The organism is Streptomyces sp. NPDC023481 (assembly GCF_055560195.1).
The window spans coordinates 278,337-292,563 of record NZ_JBVHJE010000002.1; the positions used below are offsets into that span (position 1 = coordinate 278,337).

Annotated in this window: 18 protein-coding genes; 4 read left to right on the forward strand and 14 right to left on the reverse strand. The window is 72.1% G+C overall.

What is annotated here, in order from left to right; all coding sequences use genetic code 11:
- Nucleotides 1–81 precede the first annotated feature (81 nt).
- From ACZ3ZD_RS05445 to ACZ3ZD_RS05480, 8 genes are all read right to left on the reverse strand, one after another.
- Complete coding sequence (locus ACZ3ZD_RS05445) at nt 82–633, reverse strand: GGDEF domain-containing protein (RefSeq protein WP_467393798.1); 552 nt, start codon at nt 631–633, stop codon at nt 82–84.
- Nucleotides 634–728: 95 nt separating this feature from the next.
- The gene (locus ACZ3ZD_RS05450; RefSeq protein WP_467393800.1) at nt 729–1,037 is read right to left on the reverse strand and encodes a SpdD-like protein; all 309 of its coding nucleotides are present in this window, start codon (nt 1,035–1,037) and stop codon (nt 729–731) included.
- 24 nt (nt 1,038–1,061) lie between these two features.
- On the reverse strand, nt 1,062–1,217 hold the full coding sequence (locus ACZ3ZD_RS05455) for a hypothetical protein (protein WP_467393802.1): 156 nt from the start codon (nt 1,215–1,217) through the stop codon (nt 1,062–1,064).
- An 8-nt stretch (nt 1,218–1,225) separates the two neighbouring features.
- The gene (locus tag ACZ3ZD_RS05460) at nt 1,226–1,417 is read right to left on the reverse strand and encodes a mobile element transfer protein (protein ID WP_467393804.1); all 192 of its coding nucleotides are present in this window, start codon (nt 1,415–1,417) and stop codon (nt 1,226–1,228) included.
- A gap of 20 nt (nt 1,418–1,437) precedes the next feature.
- Complete coding sequence (locus tag ACZ3ZD_RS05465; protein WP_467393806.1) at nt 1,438–2,115, reverse strand: DUF2637 domain-containing protein; 678 nt, start codon at nt 2,113–2,115, stop codon at nt 1,438–1,440.
- On the reverse strand, nt 2,115–2,321 hold the full coding sequence (locus ACZ3ZD_RS05470; RefSeq protein WP_467393808.1) for a hypothetical protein: 207 nt from the start codon (nt 2,319–2,321) through the stop codon (nt 2,115–2,117). The genes ACZ3ZD_RS05465 and ACZ3ZD_RS05470 overlap by 1 nt, the downstream gene beginning before the upstream one ends.
- Before the next feature lie 82 nt (nt 2,322–2,403).
- Nucleotides 2,404–3,759, reverse strand: a complete 1,356-nt coding sequence (locus ACZ3ZD_RS05475; protein ID WP_467393810.1) for an FtsK/SpoIIIE domain-containing protein — start codon at nt 3,757–3,759, stop codon at nt 2,404–2,406.
- A 2-nt stretch (nt 3,760–3,761) separates the two neighbouring features.
- Nucleotides 3,762–4,118, reverse strand: a complete 357-nt coding sequence (locus ACZ3ZD_RS05480) for an SCO3933 family regulatory protein (protein ID WP_467393812.1) — start codon at nt 4,116–4,118, stop codon at nt 3,762–3,764.
- 157 nt (nt 4,119–4,275) lie between these two features.
- Between ACZ3ZD_RS05480 and ACZ3ZD_RS05485 the strand changes: the two genes are divergently transcribed.
- Together ACZ3ZD_RS05485 and ACZ3ZD_RS05490 are read left to right on the forward strand one after the other, a co-directional pair.
- Nucleotides 4,276–5,007 carry an XRE family transcriptional regulator gene (locus tag ACZ3ZD_RS05485; RefSeq protein WP_467393814.1) on the forward strand — a complete coding sequence of 244 codons (732 nt, stop codon included), beginning with the start codon at nt 4,276–4,278 and terminating at the stop codon, nt 5,005–5,007.
- Between the two features lie 28 nt (nt 5,008–5,035).
- Nucleotides 5,036–5,506, forward strand: a complete 471-nt coding sequence (locus tag ACZ3ZD_RS05490; RefSeq protein WP_467393816.1) for an NUDIX hydrolase — start codon at nt 5,036–5,038, stop codon at nt 5,504–5,506.
- Here the strand turns inward: ACZ3ZD_RS05490 and ACZ3ZD_RS05495 are convergent.
- A complete protein-coding gene (locus tag ACZ3ZD_RS05495) occupies nt 5,494–6,054 on the reverse strand; it encodes an HDIG domain-containing metalloprotein (RefSeq protein ID WP_467393818.1) in 561 nt (186 codons plus the stop codon). The two genes, ACZ3ZD_RS05490 and ACZ3ZD_RS05495, sit on opposite strands and share 13 nt — an antisense overlap.
- A gap of 1,407 nt (nt 6,055–7,461) precedes the next feature.
- Nucleotides 7,462–7,689 carry a hypothetical protein gene (locus tag ACZ3ZD_RS05500; protein ID WP_467393820.1) on the reverse strand — a complete coding sequence of 76 codons (228 nt, stop codon included), beginning with the start codon at nt 7,687–7,689 and terminating at the stop codon, nt 7,462–7,464.
- 219 nt (nt 7,690–7,908) lie between these two features.
- On the opposite strand from ACZ3ZD_RS05500, the gene ACZ3ZD_RS05505 reads away from it, so the two are divergent.
- Nucleotides 7,909–8,934: an MBL fold metallo-hydrolase gene (locus tag ACZ3ZD_RS05505; protein WP_467393822.1), complete on the forward strand. Its 1,026-nt coding sequence runs from the start codon at nt 7,909–7,911 to the stop codon at nt 8,932–8,934.
- 108 nt (nt 8,935–9,042) lie between these two features.
- On the opposite strand, the gene ACZ3ZD_RS05510 is transcribed toward ACZ3ZD_RS05505, so the two are convergent.
- From ACZ3ZD_RS05510 to ACZ3ZD_RS05525, 4 genes are read right to left on the reverse strand one after another with little or no spacing between them, the layout of a single operon-like run.
- A complete protein-coding gene (locus ACZ3ZD_RS05510; RefSeq protein WP_467393824.1) occupies nt 9,043–10,440 on the reverse strand; it encodes an FAD-dependent monooxygenase in 1,398 nt (465 codons plus the stop codon).
- Complete coding sequence (locus tag ACZ3ZD_RS05515) at nt 10,433–11,641, reverse strand: MAB_1171c family putative transporter (RefSeq protein ID WP_467394542.1); 1,209 nt, start codon at nt 11,639–11,641, stop codon at nt 10,433–10,435. The genes ACZ3ZD_RS05510 and ACZ3ZD_RS05515 overlap by 8 nt, the downstream gene beginning before the upstream one ends.
- Nucleotides 11,641–12,270 carry a hypothetical protein gene (locus tag ACZ3ZD_RS05520; RefSeq protein WP_467393826.1) on the reverse strand — a complete coding sequence of 210 codons (630 nt, stop codon included), beginning with the start codon at nt 12,268–12,270 and terminating at the stop codon, nt 11,641–11,643. The genes ACZ3ZD_RS05515 and ACZ3ZD_RS05520 overlap by 1 nt, the downstream gene beginning before the upstream one ends.
- A complete protein-coding gene (locus tag ACZ3ZD_RS05525; protein ID WP_467393828.1) occupies nt 12,263–12,856 on the reverse strand; it encodes an XRE family transcriptional regulator in 594 nt (197 codons plus the stop codon). The genes ACZ3ZD_RS05520 and ACZ3ZD_RS05525 overlap by 8 nt, the downstream gene beginning before the upstream one ends.
- 251 nt (nt 12,857–13,107) lie before the next feature.
- Between ACZ3ZD_RS05525 and ACZ3ZD_RS05530 the strand changes: the two genes are divergently transcribed.
- Nucleotides 13,108–14,163: a hypothetical protein gene (locus tag ACZ3ZD_RS05530; RefSeq protein WP_467393830.1), complete on the forward strand. Its 1,056-nt coding sequence runs from the start codon at nt 13,108–13,110 to the stop codon at nt 14,161–14,163.
- Nucleotides 14,164–14,227 lie beyond the last annotated feature (64 nt).

Sequence of the window (14,227 nt, forward strand, 5' to 3'; positions counted from 1 at the left end):
GTGGTTCCTTTCGATTGCGGTTGGAAGGAACGGCCCCGGGTGGCGGCGTGCTTGGCGGCTTGTGCGCCACCCGGTGGCCCTTCAGCGAGTGGTGCGGGAGCCCCGGCGGGTACGGCCCTTGGTCGCGTACATGGCTGCGTCGGCGGCGGCGAGCGCGTCCGTGAGGAGCGGCACCGCCAGTTCCGCGACGGGGCAGACGCCGACCGAGGCGGCCAGCGGGAGCAACGTCCCGCCGTAGGACAGCGGCCGGTGAAGTGCGGCGGTCAACGCGTCGAGGTCGACGGCGGCCAGGTCCCGGATCACGGCGACGAACTCGTCCCCGCCCAGACGGCCGGCGGTGCCGTTGCGTCCGCACCAGGCGCGCAGCCGGGCGGCGGTCTCCACGAGGGCGGCGTCTCCGGCGGCGTGGCCGTGGGTGTCGTTGAGGGTCTTGAAGTGGTCGAGGTCGACCAGGAGGACGGCGGCGGTCGGGTGCCGGCGGATGCAGTGTTCGGCACGGGTGGTCCATCCGGCGCGGGTGAGGAGGCCGGTGAGCGGGTCACGGCGGGCGGAGACGAGGCGGCGGGTGAGGATGCCGCCGTGCACGGCCCAGCCGAGTAACGGCACGATGCTCGCGGCCATGTGAAGGTTCATGTCTTTGTCCCTTGGCGAGGGCGGTTGGGTTGGCGGAACCCGGTCCAAGGAGCGGCGGCGTGCTTGGCGGCTTGTGCGTCGCCCCTGGGAGCCGGTCAGCGGCGCTTGGCGTCGGCGTTGGCCAGGGAGCGGATCACCAGGGCGCAGATGGCGAGGGAGACGCCGGTGATGGCGACCGCGAGGAGCATGGAGACGAGGACGGCGCCGACGACCAAGACCACGGCGGTGCCGCCGCCGACGAGGGCGAGCACGCTGCCGGGCGTGAGCTGGATGGTCGGGCGGGACGGCGCGGCCGGAGCGGGTGCCGCGGGCTGGTGGACTGTGGACGTCTGCTCGGTGACGGCCGCGGGCGGGTTGGCGTGGCCGGTGACTGTGGGCATGGTAGGGATCTTGGGCCGGAGCATGGTCGGTCTCCCTTGCGTGGACGGTTACTTGACGGCGGTGTCGATCACGGGGGCGAAGAGGCTGTCGGCGAGGAGGTAGCCGCCAAGGAGCAGCACGGCGACGAGCCACCAGGGCGGGCGGATGAGCTTGACGCCGAGCCAGCCGACGATGAGCAGGGCGAACCAGAGCGGGACCTGCATGGCGTCTCCTAGCGGGCCTTGCAGCGGTGGGTGCGGGCGGCGAGCTGGGCGGCCGACTGGCTGGTGTAGTCGGCGGACCAGCCGCACCGGTCGGCGGTGCACACGGCCGCGTGCTTGGTCCGGCCGTGACGGTCGCGGTGGGTGCCGATCTGTACCGGGCCGATGCTCATCACGGAGTGGAAGTGGTCGCGGGCAGGCATGGCGGTGGTCTCCTCCCGGGTCAGGCGAGTTGGGCGGCGATGGCGTCGGCGAGCTGGGGCGGGACGCCGAGCCGGGTGCGAAGGGTGTCGGTGTCGATGGGCGAGCCGGTACGGGCCTGGTGCGCTTCGGCGACCTTGCGGGCGTGATCGACCAGGGCGGCCGGGACGGGCACGGCCGGAGTCGAAGCCGGGGTAGGCGCCGGAGGAGGGACCGGCAGAGCGGGGATGTCGTCCTCCGCTGTGACGGCCTCGCGCTCGGGAGCCGGAGCCGGTTCGGGCTCTGTCTGGGGTTCGGGGGCCGGTGTCGCGGGTGCCGGCGGATCCGGCATCCGGTCCGCGGCGGAGTGGGCCAAGAGGGTGCCGCCGAGGAAGGCGAGGGCGGGCCATCCGGCGACGCCGAGGCGGAGCAGGGCGGGCGGGTTGGCCAGGTTCAGGAATCCGGCGGTGGCCACGTTGGCGCCGAGCGAGGCGACCAGTGCGATCAGGAACCAGCACCAGGCCAGCCGGGACGGGCCCTCGCTGCGGAGCCGTCGCCAGGCGGCGACCAGGAGCAGGTCCACGGAGACCGGGTACGCCCAGGCCTTCCAGCCGGTCTGTCCGGCAGCGGCGGCCAGGTCGTGCAGGTGGGCGAAGGAGAGAGCTCCGGCGATGACGGCTTGGACCAGGACCGCGTCGACGCGCAGGGCGGGCCAGGCCATCAGGATCCCTCCCCGGGGTAGGGCGGGCCGCTGTTGGGGTCGTAGCCGGGCGGGAACGTCCCCGGCGGCGGCTCGGGCAGCGAGGCCGCCAGCGACGTGCCGACGATCTCAATGAAGTCCTGATCGGCTCCAGCGGAGTCGCCGTAGAGGGCGAGCTGGCCGAGCATGAGCACGGTGCGGGCGAAGTCCTCGCAGTTCGGGCACATGGGGGGCTTCCTCCCTTCATGAGGCATGGCGGGGGTAGGGACCTGGCGCGAAGGCGGTCGCGCCGACCGTGGGGCGGGAGGGTTAGGCCGTGACGGGAGCCGTCTTCGACAGCGGCACCGGGGCCTCAGAGGAGCCGATCACCTCAGGCCGGAAAGGCACCAGTTCAGGCAGGACCGGGGTGCGATCGGCGTGCCGGTTGCAGATGTTCACGGCTTGGCGCAGGGAGGTGTGGGGAGCGCGGATACGGTGCCAGCCACCGGTGGAGTCCCCGGCAACAGCAAGGCCGCGCAGTTCGGCCGGAATCTGGATGGCGGCCAGGACAGCGTCCGGAGAGATGTCACCGAAGGCCATGTTCGCCGAGGTCTCGTCATTGACGCGGTGGGCGGTACGGCCGGTGAGCTGGGCGCGGAGCATCGTGATGCCCTTGCCGAGTTCGGAGCCGAAGCGCTGCCCGCAGATCTCCAGATAGATGCCGGCCGCGCGGCCGAGCTGGGCGAGGCGGACCAGGGCGGTGATGATGCGGTCGCGCCGCTTCTCCTCGTCCTTGCTGGCGAACAGGGCGAGTTCGGCGACCTCGTCGACCAGGACCACGACCGGCACCGGCCGCAGATGTTCGGGCAGGTCCCAGATGTCGGCGGCTATCTCCGCATCCGGCACGGCAGCGGTGATGCGCTGCTCGGCCCGGATGAGTTGGTAGACCCCTTCCATGCGGGACACGAGCGCTTCCAGGAGCTCCAGAGCGGTGTCGGGGTTGTCAGCGAGGGCGGAGAAGCGGCGGGCCAGCGGGAACAGTTCGACTCCCTGTTTGCAGTCGATGCCGACCAGGGCGACGTCCATCGGGGCGAGCCCGGCGACCAGGTTGCGCTGGTAGACAGACTTGCCCGACTCCGTGGCGCCGAGGGTGAGTGCGTGTGGAACAGCCCGGTAGTCGCGGTAGTGCACTGAGCCGTCTTCGCGTAGGGCGACGGGGACGCGCATGGGGCGGGTGTCGACTTTGGCGGGCATCTGCACCCGCTTGAGGACGTCGTAGCCGGTCATCCGCACTTCTACGACACCCGAGCGCACTTCACGTGAGGTGACCCCGTACATGGAGAAGGAGTGGCGGAGCCGGTCCGTGGCGGCGGTGACGTCGAAGGCGTCCTGGCCGGGGCGCAGGCCCAGCCGGAGGACCAGGCCGGTCCGGGTCGGGCGGAAGCGCAGGATGCGTGGCGGGCGGGAGTCCGGTACGGGCCGGTTGGTGAGGCGCGCCAGGTTCAGGCGCCAGCGCGAGGGCGGGACCGTCAGGCCGCAGGCGTCCATGACCGAGGCGTAGCGGACCAGGACCCGCAGGCTGGCCAGGGTGACGCCGAAGGTCATCCAGTACCAGGCGGGGCGCCGCCACCGCAGGAGACCCGCAGCGGCGACGACCAGCACCAGAGCGACCGTGAAGCCGGTCATGATCAGGCCGCCTTGGAGTTCGCGGCAGCGGCGACCAGGGATGTGACCGCGACGGCGCGGAAGGCGATGCCGTGCCGCTTCTGCCCGTTGAAGTCGTTCTCCCACGGCCGGGCGATCAGGCCTGTGAGCGCGACCGGGGTGCCCATGGCCAGCTCACCTGAGATGCCCGGCTCGGGGACGGTGATGGACAGGATCTCCACCTCGTCATTGGCCGCGAACATCACGTCGACGGTCATCAGCTTCGCGCCGGTCTCGACGTCGGTGGCGAGCTCGCCGGTACGACGGTCCTTCACCTTGGGCTGCGGGGGCTTGGCAACCATCACGGTCGCGGCGGAGGTGTCCACGGGGATCTGACGCATCGTCTTTTCTCCTGCTGTGGTGGGTTCTTGCCCGACGTCCCGTCGGTGAGACCAGGAGACCGCGAGAGGGGGTGGACACATCACGGCCCGTCTGGACGTTTAGGGACGTCTGAGATACCGTCAAAACGTCCCTACGGGTCCCGAGGAAGGGCACGTCATGGCGAACGAGCGTCTGCGCGCAGCGATTTCAGCGAAGGGCGAGACGATCCAGTCCGTCGCCGAACACGTCGGGGTCGACCCCAAGACCGTCGAGCGCTGGATCACCACGAACCGGACTCCTCACCGGGGGCACCGTTGGAAGACCGCGAACTTCCTCGGGGCCGATGAGGTCTACATCTGGCCGTCAGTCGAGAAGCAGGCCGAGAAGGCGAGCGCATCGGAGCTGATCACGTACTACCCACACCGCGGTGCGGTCCCTGTCCCGCTCTGGTCCTCCCTGATCGAGAAGGCGACGGACCAGGTCGACATCCTGGTGTACGCGGGACTGTTCCTCTTCGACAGCCACCCGGACCTGCCGGACCAGTTGGCCGAGAAGGCGAAGGCCGGCGCCCAGGTCCGCATCCTGCTGGGCGACCCGGAGTCCGCGGCTGTGCGCCAGCGTGGCGCAGAGGAAGGGATCGGCGACGACCTGGCGGCGCGAGCGCGGATCACTCGCCGGTACTTGCAGCCCGCCATGTCGACGCCCGGCGTTGAGATCCGGTTGCACGACACGATCCTCTACAACTCGATCTACCGGTTCGACGACGACGTGCTGGTGAACCCCCACGTCCTGGGAGCTCCCGCAGGACAGAACCCGGTGATGCACTTCAAGTACCTGCCGGGAGCGCGGACGTTCCGGCACTACATGCGGAGCTTCGACTACGCATGGGAGCAGGGCCGGGCGGCGTAACAGGCTCCCGGCGTGCGACGCTGAACGCATGGCACGCGTCGACTACTTCAACGATCCGAACGCCCCGAAGGCGAACAGCCTCGTTCCCTCTGTGACCGCCGTGGCCCGCAACGAGGCCGGGAAGGTCCTGCTGATCCACAAGACCGACAACGACCTGTGGGCTCTGCCCGGGGGCGGCATCGACCTGGGCGAGTCAGCTCCCGACGCGGCGGTACGCGAGACCAAGGAAGAGACAGGGTTCGACGTCGAGGTCACCGGTCTGGTCGGGATCTACACCAACCCCGGGCACGTCATGGCATACGACGACGGCGAGGTTCGCCAGCAGTTCTCCATCTGCTTCCACGCGCGCATCGTCGGCGGCCAGCTGCGGACGAGCAGCGAGAGCAAGGAAGTCGCGTTCGTCGATCCGAGCAGGCTGGACGAGCTGACCATCCACCCGTCGATGCGCATGCGGATCGACCACGGATTGGCCGGCCGGACCGAGCCCTACATCGGCTGAGCGGCCATGCGGTCGACGGTTCGCTCGACGGCGGCCTGGAGGTACGGACGCGCCTTGCTGATCGCGTTGTGCACCTCGCTGCCCGGCTCATAGCGGACCAGGATTTCGTCGATCCGGGTGTCGAACGCGAAGGACTGCCCGGCGGGGCCGGTCGTCATGTCGGCGAAGATCAGTGCGTCGAGGACGGGGGAGTCCTCCCGCTCGTAGACGGCCAGCTCTGCCGAGAGACCGCGCTGCTCTGCTTCATAGGCGGCCCCGGAGTGGTGGGCGACCAGCCGCACGAGGCGCGCCGGCGCACCCAGCGTTTCCAGGTGGCGGGCACCGTCGAGGGGATGGAACCCGGTGTCACGCAGCTCGGGTGCGTAGCCGATGTCGTGCAGCCATGCGGCGGCGACGAGGAGATCCCGGTCAGCCTCGGACACAGCCACGGCAGCCTCTTGAGCCCGAGCGGCCACCGCCTGAGTGTGCAGCCAGCGGTTCCCGAGCTGAGGAAGCAGAGACTCGGCGAGTTCGGCCGCTCCCTGAGGCGTGTCCAGTGCAGAAGGCATGCATGGAACGGTAGCCGAGACGAGCGGGGGGCCGACAGGCCACGATCGAGCGGTTTCGATCATGGGTGCGGTACAACTTTCCCTACATCATCAAGGCTCGCTTCGCTCGCCGTCGCTCCCGGCCTCCTGAACTGCAAGCAGTCCGATCGAAGATCGGAGGTGCCGCGCACAGCGCGGCGGCGCCGGTCGGTCGCCGCCGCGCCGCCCCTCCTTGCCTCCGTCACCGGGGCCGCGCGCCGTCGCCCGCCCGCGCCCACAAGGGGGGCGAAGACCAGGCCGGGGCAAGACTGAGACGGCACAGCCGAGGTCAGAACAATGCCTCCGGCGGGGGATCGGCCGGCACCGGGATGGAGGGGGCGCCGTCGCCGACTGCAAGTCCGTTGTGGCGTGCGCGGGGAGCTCCCACCCCGTCCACCGTCGACCCAGGCAGAGCCGAGCAGACGCGGCCCCTGGCGTCCAGGTCGTTCGTACAGTGGCGCGCTCCACCTGGACGCCAGGAACCACGCCCGCTCCACGGTGTGTGGGTCGACGGCGGACGGGATGGGAGCTGGGGTGAGTGGTGGGTGAGGTCAGCTTCAAGCGACGGCTACACCGACCAGCCGCCACTCCGTTCACGACCGGGTACGACGCCACCACCCACTGCGGGTCCGCGCCAGTCTTGGCGTCCTGGTCCTACTTGAACGCCACCAAGCACTACGCCTCCGAGCCTTCTTCAACTGCGCGAGCAAGGACGAAAACGTCGCTGGCTGAGGAAGCCACTCCCGCTCCGACTCCCACTCGAGCTCGACATAAGGTTCGACAAGGGCAAGAGCGTCACGCATCTCTACAACAGCAGCTCTGAACTCTGCGAAACCGTCAAGAGGTAGCTGGACGCGTGCCGCGTGGGCCAGAGCAAGGTGCTCATCCGTCAGTTCTGGCCAGCGGTCCTCTGCCAACGTTCCCACCTGCACTGGCAACAACTGAGCCCTTGATACGCCTCGCATGTAGTTGCGCCGCAGGTCGGCCCTTCGGGTTGCGACGATGGCTCGGTCCAGTGCCTCGCGCCTAGCCGTGACCCATGCCTGCCGACGCGCTGCCCACGGACTCACCATCGCACCAGTGATCACGCCGACCAACGCAAATGTTGCAGTGACCCATACCCCCACCAAAACTCCTTCATCAGACCGACTGTGCGAACGAGTCTCAGGCACGGCACTGACAGCCGTGCCCCAGCCGTGCCCGATCGAGCGGGAAACCCCGGGGAACACCGGGCAGTCACGGTAGCTGCGGCCCCCGACCAAACACCCAGGCCAGGGGCCGTTCTCACTGTTCATCCGGCGGAGGCGGTGGGATTTGAACCCACGGTGACATCGCTGCCACGACGGTTTTCAAGATCGAGTGCCAGCGGCGGGCAGACAGAGATGCCGATCATGCAAAGGGCGACAAGCCCTTGCTCTCCAGGTGAGCGAGCAGCGAGTCAAGGCATGCATCCACCGTGGCCATGTCTGCACGGAAGAACGAGTCCTCACCGAGTGACCCACCGCTGACGATGACCATCCATGCCTTCCGGTGCTCAACCATGCGGTCACCGTCGACCTTGAACACGGTCGTGACCCCGCGCTCGGCCAGCCACCCCATCAGCTCAAGCATGTCCATCTGCACGCCTCCCTAGAGATCATTGCATCCCGGAGTGCGCTTCCTCGGGCCGTCTCTGGGCCGTCCGGCAGTGACCAACGTCGACAGGCGACGACAGATAGCGCGCACGTCCGCGCATGTCAGGCCAACGCATAACAGCATCGGCCGACTTGGGCATCCACTGAAACCAGTTCTAGTTATAGTGGGCAATGGCCATGAGGGCCGAGGGGCGGAGGTCCGATGGCGACGACGTTCGATCACGGCGGGGGCGTACGGTCCGTCCGGGTGCCCATCCCGGACAATCCCCTCGGGCACACGCTGGTGTACGTGGTGGACACCGACCGGGGGCCGGTGCTGGTCGACACCGGGTGGGACGACCCCGGGTCCTGGGACACGCTCGCGGCGGGGCTCGCGGACTGCGGTACGACGGCCGGGGAGGTGTACGGCGTCGTGGTCACCCACCACCACCCGGACCACCACGGCCTGTCGGCGCGGGTCAGGGAGGCCTCCGGCGCCTGGGTGGCACTGCACGCGGCGGACGCGGCGATCGTACGCCGGACCCGGGAGACCAGGCCGCAGCGGTGGCTGTCGTACATGGCGGCCAAACTGGCGGCGGCCGGGGCGCCCGAGGAACACGTGGCGCCGCTGCGGACGCCCCGCGCGGGGACCCTGCCCGGCCTCTCCCCGGCGCTGCCCGACCGGGAGATCGTGCCCGGCGAACTCCTCGACCTGCCCGGCCGCCGGCTGCGCGCGATCTGGACCCCGGGGCACACGCCGGGCCATGTCTGCCTGCACCTGGAGGAGGCGCACCCGGACCGGCTCGCGGGCCACGGGCGCCTGTTCAGCGGCGACCACCTGCTGCCCGGGATCACCCCGCACATCGGCCTGTACGAGGACCCGGACGACCTCACGGTCACCGATCCCCTGGGCGACTACCTCGACTCCCTGGAGCGGATCGGCCGGCTGGGCCCCGCCGAGGTCCTCCCGGCCCACCAGCACCCCTTCACCGACGCCCCGGGCCGCGTCCGCGCCCTGCTCGACCACCACGGCAGCCGCCTGGCGGGCCTCCTCGCCCTGCTCCGCGAGCCCCTCACGCCCTGGCAGCTCGCCGAGCGCATGGAGTGGAACCGCCCGTGGGCCGGCATCCCCCACGGCTCCCGCACCATCGCCGTCTCGGAGGCCGAGTCCCACCTGCGCCGCCTGGTGAAACTGGGCCGGGCGGAACCGGTACCGGGCAGCGACCCGGTGACGTACAGGGCGGTGTGACCACTCGCCCCAGCCCGCACCCCTCAACCACTCGCCCCGGCCCGCACCCCTCGACCACTCGCCCCGGCCCGCACCCCTCCCCCGCTGCCGGCCCTCTACAGGCTGCCCTCAGTCCAGCCCCGCCGACTCCCGCTCGGCCCGTGTCAGCGGCGGGCCCGGCAGCGGGCCCTTGCGGGGGCCGAAGCAGACGTTCCACAGCATGTCCGGGGCGAACAGGCGGGCCGCCGGCGTGCGCAGGCTCATCACGTCCAGCAGGCCGCGCAGGGCGTGCGGGTTCTCGGAGCCGGCGGCCACGGCCTTGTCGACGTAGGCGGTGAGCAGGCGTTCGACGAGGGTCGGCGGCTGGGGCGCGGCCCCGGGGTAGTAGGCGTCCTGGCCGACCGCGAGGTTCCACGCGTTGCCGACCGGCCGGGCCACCGCGCGCTGGACGCGGCGGGCGGTGCCGGGGGCGGTGGGGCCGTACCGGTCGAGGGTCCGGCCGAGGGCGAGGGCGCTCTGCGCGGCGACGGACAGGCCGTGGCCGTAGACCGGGTTGTAGCCGGCGACGGCGTCCCCGAGGACCGCGAAGCCCTCCGGCCAGACCGCGGCCTTCTCGTAGAAGCGGCGGCGGTTGGCCGTGCTGCGGGTGATCACCGGGTCGGTCAGCGGCTTGGCCTGGGCGAGGAGCCGGCCGATCACCGGGTCCTTCAGACCGGTGAGCGCGAAGTGCTCGAACGCGTCGGGGTCGGCGGAGGGTTCGCCGCCCCGGGTGCCGGAGAGCGTGACCAGCCAGCGGTCGCCCTCGATCGGTACGACGACCCCGCCCCGGCCGGGCGCGTCGCGCGGGTCGGCCTGCACGTTCACCACCGGGTAGCGCAGGGTCGAGGTGGCGCCGGGGGCCGCGTAGAGCCGGCTGGCGTAGGTGACGCCCGCGTCGACCACCCGCTCCTCGACCGGGGCGTGGCCCAGTGCGCGCAGCCAGTTGTCCGCCTGGGAGCCGCGCCCGCCGGCGTCGATCACCAGGTCGGCGTGGAGCGTCTCGCCCGTGGGCAGGCGGACCCCCCTCACCCGGTGCCGGTCGCCGGCCAGGCCCGCCACCCGGGTCCCCTCGCGCAGGGTGATCCGGCGCCGGGCGAGGACGTCGGCGCGGATCACCGCGTCCAGCAGGTCCCGGCTGCACACGATCATGTGGTGCCGGGAGTCGGTGAACCGCCGGAACCACTGCCCGGACGGCGCCTTGCTGACCAGGTCGCGCGTCACGCCGACGAGTCCGGCGCCCCGCGCGGTCAGCTCCCCGGTGATGCCCGGCAGCAGCTCCTCCAGCGCGGCCACCCCGCCGGACCACAGCAGGTGCGCGTGCCGCGCCTGGGGCAGGCCCCTGCGCGGCTCGGGGCCCGCCGGCAGCCGGTCGGCCTCCACGATCGTCACCTCGTGGAAGCGGCTGGCGAGCACGGACGCGGTGAGCATGCCGGCCGTACTGCCGCCGACGACCAGCGCGCTGCGGCGGGCGGTGGGTATGTCAGGCATGCGCGGTGAGACCTTCCGTGGCGGCCGCCTGCCGGCGGAACCTCTCTACGGCCGCCGCGTGGAACCGCAACGCGTGGGCGACGGAGTCCAGTTCGCTGTCCGGGACGGACACGTACCCGGGGCCCGCGTCGGACGGCGGCGGATCGCGGTCCTCGGGTGCGTGCAGCGCGTCGGCCGCGACGAGGATGTCCACGGCGGCCGCGATGCCCCGGGCGACGGACTCCGGGTAGCCCACCGCGGTCGCCGTCCGCCGCGTCCGCTCCCGCCGGTCGGGGCACAGGTGGGGGGCCAGCTTGAGCAGCCCGTCGTTGATGGCGGCCCGGCGCAGCTCCAGCCGGAGGGCGGCACCGCTGACCCGGCCGGTCGCGGGCGCCGCCGGCGCGGTGACGGTCAGCATGGTCTGCCACAGCGGCTTCAGGCGCCGGTGGGTGCGCACGAGCCGCCGGTGTTCGGCCGCCCAGGGCCCGGCCTGCCCGGCGATGAAGCCGACGGCCACCAGGACCGCCTCGGCGATGGCGAACGGCGGGGCCGCGTACGTGGACAGCCAGTCCCAGTCCCGGCCGCTCCAGCGGGCGCCGATCGCGGCGAGCTTGCCCAGGTCGAAGAGGAGCCCGAGGGCGTAGGCCAGTTGGAGGGAGATCACCGCCCGGCGCAGCCAGGTGTCCTCGATCTCCCGGTACCAGGCCCACAGCATGCCGGCCGCGACCAGCGCGGACACCAGGTGGGCGACGAGGTAGAGCAGGACGAACTCGCGCATCCAGGGCGTGCCGGCGTAGTAGGTGTCGAGGTCGCGGGTGCGCTCCACGTGGTGGTCGCCGAGCAGGAACGTCGTCCACAGGCCGACGATGATGACGCCGTACGCCCTCCAGACCAGCCGGGTGCGCCGGCGGCGCACGGCGGACGGCGGCTCCCGCCAGGTGATGATGAGCCACAGGCAGGCGCCGCAGTACGCGGTCAGCAGCGAGTACACCCACAGGCCGGCGAAGTTGGGGATGCCGGCGATCGCGTTGATGCGGTGCAGGTTGGCCGGCGGCAGCGAGGCGAAGACGACCGCGCCGATGCCGAGGAGCAGCGCGGTGGCCCGCAGGATCGGGTCCTGCCAGGCGCGCCGCAGCAGCGGCAGCTTGATCACGAAGGCCACGGCGAGCAGGGCGGCCGGAACGGCGTAGGCGGCGAAGCAGCCGGAGATGTCCCAGCGCATCACGGCCCGCCGATGTTGCCCAGGGAGGACGACAGCCGGTCGGTGAGGGTGTCCTGGGTCATCCGGCCAGCCGCGCCGGGCCCGACGACCTTGTGGAACTTCGCCGCGAGGCGCAGCCCGCACTCCTCGGCCTCCCACTCGGCCTCGGCGGCCGCGGCGGCGGGCGAGCGGGTGGCCATGGCGGCCACCCGGTCCCAGGGCACGTCGTGCTCGGCGCGGGACAGCAGCCGGCGGGCGGCGGCGGGCAGTCCGGCCGGGTAGTGCACGTCCAGCGTGCCGTAGTGGATGTGGCCGAGCTCGTGTCCGGCGATGACGAACTTGTGGGGGTCGGGGGCCCGTTCCTCGACCACGACGATGTAGTCCTCGTCCCGGGCGAGGGTGATCCCGGAGACGTCGAGGCCCGGCGGGAAGGCGACGAACTTGAGCCGGACGGGACGGTCCAGCCGGGGGCTGAGCGTGGCGCACAGGGCGTGCAGGAAGGCCTTGGCGTCGGTCGGCGGGGTGAGGCCGCGGACGGTGTCGCGGACGAGCCGGTCGAGGAAGCGCCTCGGCGACCCGGGGTGCTTGGCGGGGGCCGCCGGCCGGGGGCGCCTGGCCGGTTCCGGGGTTCCGACGGTGGGTTCAGGCACGCCCGGTACCCTCCGCCCGCTCGGAGGTGATGATCATCTCGGCGAGGTCGGCGAGGGTGGCGAGCTGCCGGGCGTTCATCTGCGGGGCCCGGGCGGCCAGTCGTACCAGCCCGCTCTCGCGCAGCCGCAGCAGCGGGTCGGCCTCGGCCTCCAGGCCCTGGAGGACCGGTTGCAGCGCCTCGTGCAGCGCCTCCGGTTCGTCGGCCGTGAAGAAGCCGGCGGGCAGGCAGAAGAAGCGGCGCAGCCGGTCGGCGTGTTCCAGGCTCGGCATCCCGCTCTTGCGCCACTCGCTCAGCCACTGCCGGCTGGTTCCGGCGATCCGGGCCAGCTCGTCCAGCGAGTACCGCTTGCCGTCCGGGCGGCGCCGGGTCTCGCGGATGAAGTCCAGTCGCTGGCGGACGCGTTGGGCCAGGCAGGTCTCGGGGGCCCGGCCGCCGGAGAGCAGTTCGACGACGACGCCCACGGGGATGCCGGTGCGGTAGGAGAGGCCGGCCACGTCGAGGGTCTCGGGCAGGCGGCCGGGGCGGCCGGTCAACTCGCCGAGCCGGTCCAGGACATCGGCCAGCGAGGCGTAGGCGTCACTCACCGAGGTCCCCCCTGGGCGTGTCGTCCGTTCGGTGGCTGGGCTGACGGCGAGGCTACCCGTTCGCCCGGTCGGCGACCAGACGTGACAAGGCTCCCTGCGGAAGAGGGCAGCAATTGTTGACAGTTGGGGGTGCCCTGGGTGAGGATCACTGCACGGAGAGCAAGATCCGACCCGTCCCGGGTGCCGCCGATGGGGGAGCGGCACCCGGGGCGTTCCTCGTCCGCCCTCTCCCCGAGGAAGGTCCAGGCACCATGGCGCTGCCCGTCGTGCTCCTCGGGGCCGGCCGCCGGGAGACGTGCGACGCGTTTGCGCTGGCCCGGATCGCCGCGCTCCGCCCGGTCGTCCTGGTCGACCCGGACCCGCCCGACTGGGCGCGGCCGTACCTCTCGGCGCACCTCGCGGCCGACCCGGCCCGGCAGCCCGAGGCGACGCGGGCGGTCCTGGCGCACGCGGCCGGGCACCCGGTCGCCGGCGTGCTGACCTGGTGCACGGCTCACCTGGCCACCGCCGCGTGGCTGACCGGCCGGCTGGGCTTACCGGGCCTGTCGTACGAGACGGCCCTGGCCTGCGCCGACCCGGTGGCGTTACGGGCCCTGCTGCTGCGGCACCGGCTGCCGACGGCCGGCCCCGGCGATCCGGAGGAGGCGCCCGATGCGCTGGTGTCCGCCGAGACCGTGGTCCTGGACGACGAGGTCCGCATCGTCGCCCTCACCCGTACGACCCCGGGCCCGCCGCCCGCCCGGGTCGCGCTGCGCCACCACGTCCACGCCCACGACGGCCTGCTGCACAACCGTTTCCTGCGCCAGTGCGTCGAGCGGACCATCCGCGCCCTGGGCCTGACCCACACCGTCGCGCACGTCGTCCTGCGGCTGACCGCCCGCGGCCCCCGCGTCCTCGACGTCGCCCCGCACCTGCCCGGCGACCTGGTCCCCCTGCTGGTGGAACTAGCCACCGGTGTCGACCTGGCCGGGGCCGCGGCCGCCCTCGCCACCGGCCGGCACCCCGAACTGACCCCGACGCGCCAGCGGGCCGCCGCCGTCCAGTTCGCCTACCCGACCGTGACCGGCCGCCTGACCCACCTCCACCTGGACCCCGCCGCCGACCACGACCCGGCCGCCGACCGGATGCTGCTCACCCACCGCCCCGGCGCCCCGGTGACGGCGGCCCCGCACGCGGACGCCACCGACCGCCTGGCCCACTGGGTGGTCACGGCCGAGACACCCACGGACTGCGAGACGGCCCTGCGCCGGCTGGCCCGCCATCTGACGGCGACGGTCCGCCCGGCGACGGACGTGTACGCGGCCTGACGCACCCCTCCTTCCGCGCCCGCTCCCGGCGCACCCCTCTCGCCGCCCCCTCACAGCACCCGCC